The organism is Flagellimonas pacifica (genome assembly GCF_900215465.1).
Classification (GTDB): Bacteria; Bacteroidota; Bacteroidia; order Flavobacteriales; family Flavobacteriaceae; genus Flagellimonas; species Flagellimonas pacifica.
Window position 1 is genome coordinate 231,714 of the sequence record NZ_OBEH01000006.1, and the last position, 11,950, is coordinate 243,663.

Consider the following 11,950-nt stretch of genomic DNA (forward strand, 5'->3'; position numbering starts at 1 on the left):
CGATATGATCTCTATCTGCAGAAAACACATTAAGGCAGCGGCATATGTACTATTGTTCGATATGGCTTTGACCATAGTGGTACCCTCCACAAATGCGATATATGCTTTGACCTCAGGTCCGACCACACCGGAATTCACAAGCTTTGAGCCAGTGGCGACGACCAACTTGGTGGATCCATTATCTGGGAATTTCACCTATAATCTTCCAGTGATTCAAGTTCCCGGTCCGGATGGCGGAGGCTATGCCATGTCCCTTTCCTATCACAGTGGTACCTCGCCGGAAGAAGAGGCCTCTTGGGTAGGCCATGGTTGGACGTTGAACCCAGGTGCTATTAACAGAAATGTAAGGGGATTGCCCGATGAGTACAACGATACTCCCATCGATGTGTATAACAAGACTCGGCCTAATTGGACTTTAAGTGGATCTGAAAAATTGAATCTTGAGGTTTTTAGTAAATCGCAAAAAGCAGAAGCTGGTTTGAAAGGTCAAGATCCAGTATCCGGAACAGGTTTAGGGGCAGTCAACCTTAGCAAGTTTGTCCGGTTTAATAATTATCAAGGGGTAGCAAAAACTTCATCAATAGGGCTTTCCAATGGCTATGGCAGTCTTTCAATGAACCGTTCCGTTACAGGAATTACTTTTAGTGCAACGGTAAATCCATTGGCGATATTTAGAGAACCAGCAGAAATAAAAGAAAAAGGGTTAAAAACAAATAAGGATAAAGGCTTTTTTAGATTTAATAAAAACGCTTTAAAGTTTGATAAAAATGCTCAAGCATCAACGCTAAACACAGGGCAGAATACCATATTGGGGACATTAAGTCCTTTTAGAACCTTTACCGATCAGGGTGTTACGACCTCACTATCCAAATTACGTGGATACAATTTCAATGTAAGTTTCGGGGCGCAGGTCAATCCCGCAGTGGCCCCCATTGGTATTGAAGGTGGACTAACAGGAACCTTTGGATTGACCGTGACCAAAGAAAAAGAATCCGTGCCAACTTATGGATATTTAAATACACCTTCCAGTATTGGCAACTATCGGTCCGATTATTTTACGGAAAAAGCACAGTCCTTTGATCGTCGTGATTATTTTATCGGTATCCCATTTTCGACCCCAGACAACTATATGTTGACCGGAGAAGGGCTTTCCGGTGGTTTCCGACCCTATCGAAAAAGTGTGGGGCACTATTTCCCTGAAATGATAGACGGTGACGAGAACAAACGTCGGACCTATGGGATAGGTATTGAAGGGATGTTCGGGACCAATATCGGTGTAGGGGTAAATTTGGCCTTTGGCAATACCAAGTCAAAAATCAAGGATTGGGCCAGAGATGGCAATACCAACGCAGGTGGCTTTTCATTCAACGATCCAGCCAATGATAATTTATATCGTTTCTACGGCGATATGGGAGGTAAGATGGCGTATGGCAATAATGACTTGGCCAAAGCGGATTTGACCGCTTCACCAAATTTTCCCGGCATCACAACGGTATTTCCAACCTTAACATCGGAACAGATTACAGATTTGGATGAAACCCAAGCAAAACATGCTTCCTATATCGAAAAGGAGAGTTCTGGTTTCAGTATCCATAACGAGGCGGGCTTGAAATATACCTATGATGTGGATATGAAAGTCAAAAATACGGCCAACCTCTCCATAGATGTAAATGACAATGACAATATTGAAGAGAACTATCTCACATTCAAGCAATTGTTTTTGGATAACAATTTTGATGTGGACCAGTGCCTTCACAATGTGGTCGTGGGCGATGTTAAAAAAGAAGGCTATGCCGCTACCTCGCTTCTGACCAGTATAACCACTTCAGATTATATTGATTTGGGAGCCTCTGGGCCTGATGAAGGGGATTTTGGGGGATGGACCAAGTTCGAATATCACAAAAAGTATGGAGATGCAAATGACGAGGGTAATTCAAACTGGTACCGTTGGAGAATTCCCTACAATGGATTGTTCTATTCAAAAAATTCAATTTCGGATATTAAGGATGATACGGGTTTTGTGACCACTGGTGAAAAGGAAATCTATTTCTTGAAAAAGGTGGAGACCAAGACCCATGTGGCTTATTTTGTTACGAACAAATCTACCCCAGACCGTTTTGGTGTGGACGGATCAAATGATCAGGCCCGTTTTTTACAGGGTACCGGTGCGGATCGGTTTGATGGGTTGGCTGCTTCCGTTCTTACCACTGAAGATCCATCGGCCAATAGTGCAAGTGCCAAGAACACGGTGGATCAATTGGAATATCTTGAAAAAGTGGTGCTGTTTGCCAAGGATAGACCAGAAATCCCTTTGCAGACGACAAACTTCAAGTATGATTATTCTTTGGTGGGAAACCTTCCGAATAATACCAATGGCAATTTTCCCAACAGCTCGACAGCCGGGAATAGTGGCAAGCTGACCTTAAGAAAAGTATGGTCTGAGTTCGAAGGCGTCGTGGGAGCCCGTATCAGTTCGTATAAATTTGATTACCGTTACAAGGACAGAGCGGATTATCCCGATTATCTGGTTTCGGAACGACCAGAACTGGCCAGTTTATTTTCATTGAGTGATCGTTATTCGGTCAATGCGCAAAACCCGGATTATGGCCCACATTTACTCGATGCCTGGGGTGCCAACCAATACAATGGTAGGGAAAGGCATTTGAACTTGATCAAATGGCCCTATCAAGGTGAAATCCCGGATAATGCTTTTGATCCGGCTGCATGGCAGTTGAAACAGGTGACCCTGCCATCGGGAGGACAAATTTTGGTGGAATACGAGAGCAAGGATTATTCCTATGTACAGGACCGCAATGTGATGGCCTTGGTGAAACTTTCGGATACCAATGACAATTATGATGCTCCGACCTATACCCTTGATTTGACGGACATAGGGTATGATCCTGTGGAAGATGCCGATAAGATTCAAGACCTCCATCAATATTTAAGAACATACTTTTTGGAAGAATATGATGATACGGCGATACCGGTAAATGGAGGGTTGGCCAATATATTGGGCAAGGATTTGGGCAATCTCAAAGTGGACAAGCGGATATACTTCAAATTATTGTACGCACTTGAGGGAACTTTTGCTGGTATTGAAAATTGCAAATCAGAATATGTTACCGGTTATGCCAAAGTGTTGGATGTACAGTATGATTCTGGCAATAACCAGATAGCCATCCAATTGGACGGTTCCAATGACGGGAAAAACTTGGTGGGGGTTGGTCTTTTTGACGACCCTGTGGAAGATCAAGGGTATCGTCTGACGCCCAGACAGGCTTGTTATGATTACTATACCACACAGCGATGGGGGAAATTCACTGCTGGCTGTGAATCAAATATAGAGCGAAGATATGAACGGCGTATCAATGAATTGGTGGGTTGTGAAGGCCCATTGGTCAATAATATTGGAGAAGCTGTTGCCATTGCGGAGTTTACCGTTGCAGGTATCGGAGTCGTTTCTGGGCTATCGGTGAATTCTAGATATCCTGAGAAATCGGAGGTATGTATGGCGCTCAACCCGGAACTGTCCTATTTGAAAATACCCATTAACAAAGCCAAACGTGGCGATGGCATCCGTGTCAAAAGGGTTCTGATGTTCGATAAGGGAATTGAGGATGGGGATGCCGCCATCTATGGTCAAGAGTACACCTATGAATTGGAAGATGGCCGTAGCAGTGGTGTTGCCACCAACGAACCCAATGAGATGCGTGAGGAAAATGCCCTTGTTGGCTTTTTGCCCAAGGACGATCAATCCTGGTTGAACCGCTTGATTTCTGGGAAGGACATGGAACAATCGGAAGGGCCCATAGGGGAATCCCTACTTCCTTCCCCTTCTGTAAAGCATGCTCGAGTAGTGGTCGAAAATATCCATAAAGGGAGGACAGGGTCTGGTTATACGGTCTATGAATTCTTTACCTGCAGGGATTATCCCTTTGACAAACTATATGATTATTCCCAAAATGGTAATGGGGCTGCCGATCAATTTGATATAGGGGCCGCACAACCAGCTAGAGGGGTTGACTATTCCGTGCTTCAGGACAATAGTTACGATGATAAACTTCGTATTCCAACACCTAACTTTAGTTATAGTGTTGATAAGGCATGGGCCTCCCAGGGATTTCGATTCATTATGAATTCCATGGATGGAAAGCCCAAATCGGTACGGACCTATGGCGGGGATTATACCATGGGGAATACCAGCTATATTTCCTCAGGACAGGATTTTTACTACTACGAACCTGGAGAGAAGGTTCCCATGATGCAGGGGGATGGCACCTATTATTGGGATACCCCGGGAAAGGAAATGGATATTACCATGGAGAAATTCCAGTTACAGAACCAAAACTTGGATTTCAATTTTGAAATCGATGTCAGTGTTGGTCTGGTATTTCCACCGCCCATATTTGTGTCCGGATGGTTACAGTTCAGTTTTAGTGAACAAAAACTGAGCAAATATGCCATATCCAAGGTCATCAAATATCCCGCAATCCAAAAAAAGGTGGTTTCCTATAGTGACAATATTGCGTCCGAAACAGAACATCTGGCTTTCGATAATGCTACGGGAAGACCTTTGTTGACCAGGACCTTTGATGCGTATCACAACATCCCTCTGGCGGGAACGACGGATGTGCATGATGGATCGATCTACAGTTTGAACCTTCCTGCGCATTGGAACTATGCGCAGATGGGTAGAAAATCCGAAAATTCCAATTATACCAACCAATTGTTGGCAAGTTCAGGACAGGTAGTGACCTATGGTTCGGGGGCCAACCCATTGAACCCCACGAATGGGGATGTAGGTACTTGGGACATCAAGACCGATAGGGTCATCTCGTCCGGAGCCAACACATTCAATACGTTGGCTGGAATCACTACTTGGATGGATGGCAACATCAATGCCATTTATAATTCTGCCGGGGCGACCCCTGAATTGGAAAGGATATGGCGTCTGCACCAGAGTTATGTGTACAAGGGCGAGACCAAAAAATCCTCCAATAGGGATACCCAGTTGGGTAAGATATATGAAGGTGGAGTACTTGAGGACTATACTCTTTTTGACTATACCACAGGGGCCAATCAAGACGAACGCTGGGTAAAACTGAGCGAGGTCACCAAATATTCGCCAAATGGCAATGCTTTGGAAGAACAAGATGTCCTAGGGGTTTACAGTGCATCAAAATTTGGATATGATTTTACACAACCCATAATGATCGGGCAAAATGCACGATATGATGAAATTTATTTTGAGCACTTTGAGGACGAGCAAGGGAGCAGTATTCCCAATATAGCCCAAGGTGTGGCCCATTCAGGCAGGTATTCCCAAGAAATTACATCTGGTGCCTCCATTGTTTCCAATGTGATTGCACAGGATTTGTTGAGCACCACAGGTGGATGGCTCAAGTTTTGGACGAGGTCCCAAGATGTATTGGACAGCCCGATTATTACCGTACTTGGAACAGATTACAGTCCAGAATTGGTAGCCAAGACAGGGGAGTGGACACTTTATAGGGTCTTTATCGATGCAGCATCACTGCCTCTTGGGCAACAAGTGAACATGATATTGAGCTTTGGCAACCCTATTGCCCATATCGATGATATCAAATTCAATCCAAAAGAATCACAAACGACCTGTTTTGTTTATGATGTGAAGTCTTTGCGGTTGATTACCCTTTTCGATGACCAGCATTTTGGTCTGTATTATCAATACAACAATGAAGGCCAGTTGGTAAGAAAACTCATTGAAACGGAAAGAGGATTGAAAACCATTACAGAAACCCAATACAATACACCCCGTGAAAACCGCAATAATCTTTAGGATACAAATCGTCATTTTAGCATTGTTTCCCATAATGGGATGGAGCCATGGCCCCAGCTGTAATGTCATGGACTGCAAGGAAAAACTAATGTCCTATTTGAATAGGATGGAATCCATGAGCGCCCCAAAAAATGGGCAGGTTTACCATGTGAGGTACAGCATGGAAACTAAGTTCAGCTCGAATAGCGGGGTGGAGTCCAAAACAACGGATACCGAGGTGTTCACAACGGCCAACAAAATAGCTGTCTATGATAGCAACATGAGTGTCTTTGGGGACGAAAAAGACATCTTTGTGGTACTTCCGGAACATGGAAAAATCTATTGGAACAATTCAGACCCAAGGATTTTCAATGATATCAATACGTACAGGAAATTTCTTGAAATACAACGCACTTTATTGGATTCGGCCGAAACTGTTGATTGCGTTCATAAAGACAATGGACTGACATTGATAACCGTGATTCCGAACGCAGATTTTGCCAAACGGACAAAGTTGGTGCAACAAAAGATCACATATGATCCAAAAAAGGATAAGATCGTCAGTGTTGAGAACGGCTACAATGGCCAAAGCAAGATCAAAAAGCAGCGGATTACCTATGAAAAAATGGACTTTGACAGTCCAAAAGAAATTATTTCCCCGGTTGCGGCCCTGTTCAAAGGACACCAGCTAAAACCTGCCTATAAAGGATTTGAAATCATCGATAACAGAAAAAATTGACACTATGCGGATACAGAACTTTTTTGCCAAGCTAATAGCAATAGGCTGTTTTATCGCCACACAGCATATACAAGCCCAGGAATTGGGAGTTCGATCGGATCATACGATGATAGCGGTCCCTTCCAGTGGAAATACGACAACAGGAAGCTTGAATTTCACGACCCCGTGCTCTGATTTTTATGTGAAGGGTGGAAAAACATGGGTCAAGATCGATTTGGGACAACAATATGGTTTTGGTAGCGGAACTGCTGGACTGCTCTTCGATACTAACGTCAATCTCGATTTGACCTTGGTCACTTCTGGAGGCACCAATCCTACCATTAATTTTGATGTGAACTTGGATAACCAAAACCCGGAAGGGTTGGTTTATTTGGATTTGGAGCAGTATCTGGATCGTACAAATCCAGCTACGGGACTTTCCTATTTGTCCGAATCGATAAGCAGTGTCACTGCGACCATAAATTCTGCCTCAGATGGTCTAGGAGCCATTGATGTACAGGCCAATATGGGGATTGGACTTTACTATGAATTGAGTTATGGCATCGATGTGGCCAATAATGTAGTGAATTTGGTATCCAATACCGTAACGCCAAACGGCAAGGTGGTTTCCTTTGAATGGACGGATACCTGTGAGGCACCCAATTACGAATTTCAATTGCTCCGTCTGTTCAATAAGGACGAGACCTTAGTTTCCGATGAACGACAAATTGGAACAACAGTGGATTGGAGCAAGGCATTGAACTTTCATACGTTTAGTTCCAGCAACCAAATTTCCCTTACCATTGGTGAGGGGCAAGGGTTCTATGTGTGGCGGGTGCGTCCCATAGGTACTTTCTATGACAATGGATCAGGGAACAACAAGAACTGGGGAGTATGGAACACATCTGCCTATGACGCGGGCAGTTATGAATTCAACGACCCAACAGGGACTGTGGAAGCTTTCTTTTTTGAGGACCCCGATGACAATACCAATTACCAGTATAGTAGGGTGTTTACAGAAGGAAACAAGGTAAGTGAGCAAGCAACCTATGCCACTACCTTGAACCAAGTAAAACAAACCCAGCGCTACTTTCCCTCAAAGGATTATAAAATTGTGTCGCAAACAGTTTTGGACCATTCGGGCAGGCCGACTTTGACAACATTGCCCGTTCCCATAGAAGGGGAACGTATTGATAGGTACAGGAACAATTTTGTTACTACAAACGGTGAGCTTTACCGGGCCAAGCATTTTGATGAGGTATCCAATTATGGACAGCCATCCACCATTGATGCCACAGGTGCCTTTGCGTATTATTCAAGCTTGAACACGGATAAACGGATACCAAATTCAGAAGGATACCCCTATACAAGGGTCATTTTTAGCAATGATGGTACAGACAGGGTCGTTGAACAATCCGGAGTGGGCAAGACCCATATGTTGGGCGATCAAGCCATTGGACAAGGACGTACGGTAAGAACTTTGTATGGCACTCCGACCGAAGAGGAATTGGTGGCGCTTTTTGGAGATGAGGCCCCAGATCCCGAACAAGTGGCCAAGGTCATTACGATTGATCCAAACAACACCAAATCCGTAGCTTATATCACCAAGGAAGGGAATACGATCGCTACAGGACTGACTTTCAGTGAGGATGACACTGTTTTGGATAAGATCACTACAGGCCCCACTGTTTCCGGGATAAATGATAAAATCACAAATAATACGGCAACGGAAAAAGGTTTCAAGGCTTCCAAGCGAATTACCATTCTGCAGGATGCCACGGATTTGAACATCGGTTATACGATTGACAAACCAGTTTTGGAGGGACTCTGCAATAACCTTGAAATTGATGTGGATTATAAACTTCACATACAAATATTCAATGCGGACACTGGTACAATGGTTCAAGAATTTACAGAAGAGAGCATTGGCGATCTATCCACTGACCCTACGAACCAAAAGATCATAGTGGATTTTGGATCCGTCAATTTGGACACAGGAACGTATTATGTGCAAAAGACCTTGGAACCTGTGGATGACTTTACGGCAAAATTGGTGGCCAATCAAGAGAACACCAAGAAACTTATCGAACCTTATTTTGCATGGTTGGTCAGTGCACTGGACGAAATTGATTGTGAAGAGGAGATGCAGTACCTGTACAACGATATTTTCTTCTATGGACAGATACTCGCCAACCAGAATTTGGTGGCCAGTTTGGCTGCCGACAATATTTTGAATTTTGACTGCACAGATTGTTCAACCATAGCCTATCAATTCAAAAGAAAGGACAGTGCTGATCCTGAAGCCACAGATGAATTTTTAGATTTTTACGAACAGAATCCCGGACTGTATGGCGTGGAAATCATTTATTTTGACGGGAACAATCTGGTGCCCATTGATTATGCCCAGACTTCTAGTCTAGGGGATATCAAACCTATCGAAGTACGGTTTACGACACCCTGTTGTGAGTTTAATATTCCAATAGTATTTACGCCTCCATTTAGAAAACCCTCGCCTGAAGCATTGGAGGCCTATACGGCCGATGCAACGGCAGTTGGTCAACTGAATGGTTCGACCAACTATTTTGATACACCATTAAATGCGATCAATCCCAACAACGAATTTTTAACGGATACTGCCTCGAATTTCACCTATCAAGACAACGGAAGTGGAAGCATCACGATTACCAATAGGAATGCTTATCCCATGGATTTTGAAGGCTATGCCATTTCCATGCTGTATGAATGCAAGACATTGACGGATACCAACTATACCAGAAACATGGCAGCCGATGAAATTTACAACGCCATGCGGGGGTGGCACAGGCCCGGATTATTGAACCAAATGGTCTATCATATGGCTACCGACGATTATGGTGCCAATGGATGTGCCAATAGGGCCAATGGATCGGATCCCAACGATCCACCAACATTTGTTGGTGGTACGCCCAATCCCAATATTGGAAAGTATAATATTTGCGATATTCCCGAAGCTCCTGTCCGTCTGAACGGAGCACAATATTCAATCAATAAATTGGCGGAATGTTGGGAACCATTGGTCATTGAATTGGTGAACAAAATTTGCGTTAATCCATACACTGCAGATATCGATCAGGATAGCAACGTGGCCAATAATGTGGATGATCAGAATAAAGATGCGGTCAATGACGCCGTAAAAAGTATAAAGAGCTGGATTATCCGTTGGATTTCAAGGGGCAAGATCAAGCGAAAATTACGTAAAAAAAATGCCAGCACCACGGATGATATCAGGGACGAAGTGGAGAAGTTGGACAATAACTTGGTCAAGACCTTTTTGGATTGTACGGGCTATGTCTTTGCCGATATTTTGGATCCGGATACACCCTCCAACAATTTTGCGGAATTTGATAATGATTTTGACACGGACATCAATGATGGGGAATACAATAAGGAGCGTCTTTTGAATGGAGGCAATGGTGCTGATTGGGCATTTTTCTCCATTGATCAAAACGTTGCGGCTGGAACCTATGTGCAACCACCATCAGACCCGGCGATAGAGACAACAGGAATTTTAAGGGATATCTTTCCCAATATCCAAGATCCCGTTTATGCCTTTAAGTACTATGCATACAAGAACGGAACCTTTCCAAGTCTGGAAGTGGAGACCTGTTATCGGGATCCCAATATTTGTTTTGACGAAAATGAGAACCCTGTCCCTTGTTGTGGAGGAACGTTACAAGACCCCGTACCCTGTAACTTCTGTGGGATAGGGTATATCACTTGTCCTTATGATAAAAGTAGCTGGAGCTGTGACCAGCGGTTCACCTTTTATGACATGATCAAAAACTATGATGAAGTATTGACTCCCGATGGTGTGGTCATCAGTTGTGAAAACTACTATGAGGCTACCGAATATGTTGTCAACCCTGATTTTGAAAAATTATTGGATGAGGATGGAGGAAATACAGGGGATTTTGTACTGCAATATTTGAATCCGGACATACCGTTGGATGCCTTTGTGGATTTGCCATATCTATCTCGGAACCTAATCGATACTTATGTTTCCAATAAGACTTTTGAACAATTGCAATCGGAAGGAGGCCCCGTGGAAATGAATGATATCAACGGAGATGTCCAGACCACAGGAGTAAGTATCATTGAAAATGATGCCTATGCCATGATGGAGGAATGTAGCTCCAATTGTGACCAGCGAAGGGATGAATTCCGTGAGGAACTCATACGGGCATTTTCTGATCGCTGTTATGAGATTGGGGAATGTAAGATTGATCCCAATGATAATATTATTCCCTATGAGGACATTGAATTGATGGTCGATCAGATTGTGGCACAGTGTAAATCACAGTGTACCATAAGTTCCTTTGCGTGTTCTGATGAACCCTGTCGTCTACCTACCAAATCCCCTTTGGAATTTGGTGGAAGTCCTGAGGCCAGTAACGATTTCAATACCTCTTATATCGATTTTGGGGTAAGCGGTCCGATTGTCACAGGCATATCCAATCGTGAGAACCAGACCCTTAGGGTCATCGATACCAACTCGGCGACCATTGTGGATACGGGGGAGGCCGCTTTGGTACAGAACGTATCGGCAACAGGGGCCTTTGAAAAGTATGATTATGGTTCCGACCCTTCCATCTGGGACGTCCGTCGATCATTGACCTATGCCGAATTTACACGTTGGACACAGGCCATGGAATGGGACATTGTTCTGGATATACCTAGCAAATGTGATGAGTTTGGGAACTACAACGCGTCATTGACATACGATTCCAATGGTCTTCCCATTGAACCTGTGTACCTGTTCAATGAAGAAACAGGACTGTATGATATACAACAAAGTTTTTCCATTGCACCCAGTCCATATGTGACCAAGGACAATCCGGCAGGGCCAGGTGACACTTTTGTGGAACGTGATCAGTACATAAAGAACAATACAACACCTGCTTCGCCCAATGATCCTGCATTGAACGAACCGGTAAACTCACCAGCAGTGGGTATAAAAGTAGAAATAGATAACAACTAACCGTATGACCATGAAAAAAACAATAGCCACCATCATTCTTTGGATTGCTTTCATAGGGGTTTCCCATGCCCAAGAAGGCACATTGTTCGATTATCAGATCCAAAAACTGGACTCTGTGAATTATGAAATGCAGTTTCAGTTGTTCAATACGGCCAATGTCCAGTTCATAGAGGTCAAATTCTTGGAACAAGGCAATGAACTTGCAATGAATGTCGCTTCCCTCAACCAGAAAAAGGACGGAAAGTTCTACCTGTCCTGTGATGGGGATGAAAAAATGGTGTCCCCGGGAGAGATGACAATGAACTTTACCCATGATTTTGGGATGCTCCAAGAGCATTCGGTGATGGTAAGGTTGCTGGACAAAGATTTTAACCTGATTGATTCCTACCAAAAGGTCATTGAATACTAAAAACAC

Annotated in this window: 4 protein-coding genes; all 4 read left to right on the forward strand. The window is 43.7% G+C overall.

Going from position 1 to position 11,950, the window contains the following annotated elements:
• Positions 1-4 precede the first annotated feature (4 nt).
• From CRO15_RS17335 to CRO15_RS17350, 4 genes are read left to right on the forward strand one after another with little or no spacing between them, the layout of a single operon-like run.
• Positions 5-5,821: a hypothetical protein gene (locus CRO15_RS17335; protein WP_133067278.1), complete on the forward strand. Its 5,817-nt coding sequence runs from the start codon at positions 5-7 to the stop codon at positions 5,819-5,821.
• A complete protein-coding gene (locus CRO15_RS17340; RefSeq protein ID WP_133067279.1) occupies positions 5,799-6,539 on the forward strand; it encodes a hypothetical protein in 741 nt (246 codons plus the stop codon). The genes CRO15_RS17335 and CRO15_RS17340 overlap by 23 nt, the downstream gene beginning before the upstream one ends.
• 4 nt (positions 6,540-6,543) lie before the next feature.
• Positions 6,544-11,535 (forward strand): hypothetical protein, encoded by a 4,992-nt coding sequence (locus CRO15_RS17345; protein WP_133067280.1) that lies wholly within the window; start codon positions 6,544-6,546, stop codon positions 11,533-11,535.
• 10 nt (positions 11,536-11,545) lie between these two features.
• Complete coding sequence (locus CRO15_RS17350; protein ID WP_133067281.1) at positions 11,546-11,944, forward strand: hypothetical protein; 399 nt, start codon at positions 11,546-11,548, stop codon at positions 11,942-11,944.
• The last annotated feature ends 6 nt before the right edge of the window (positions 11,945-11,950 follow it).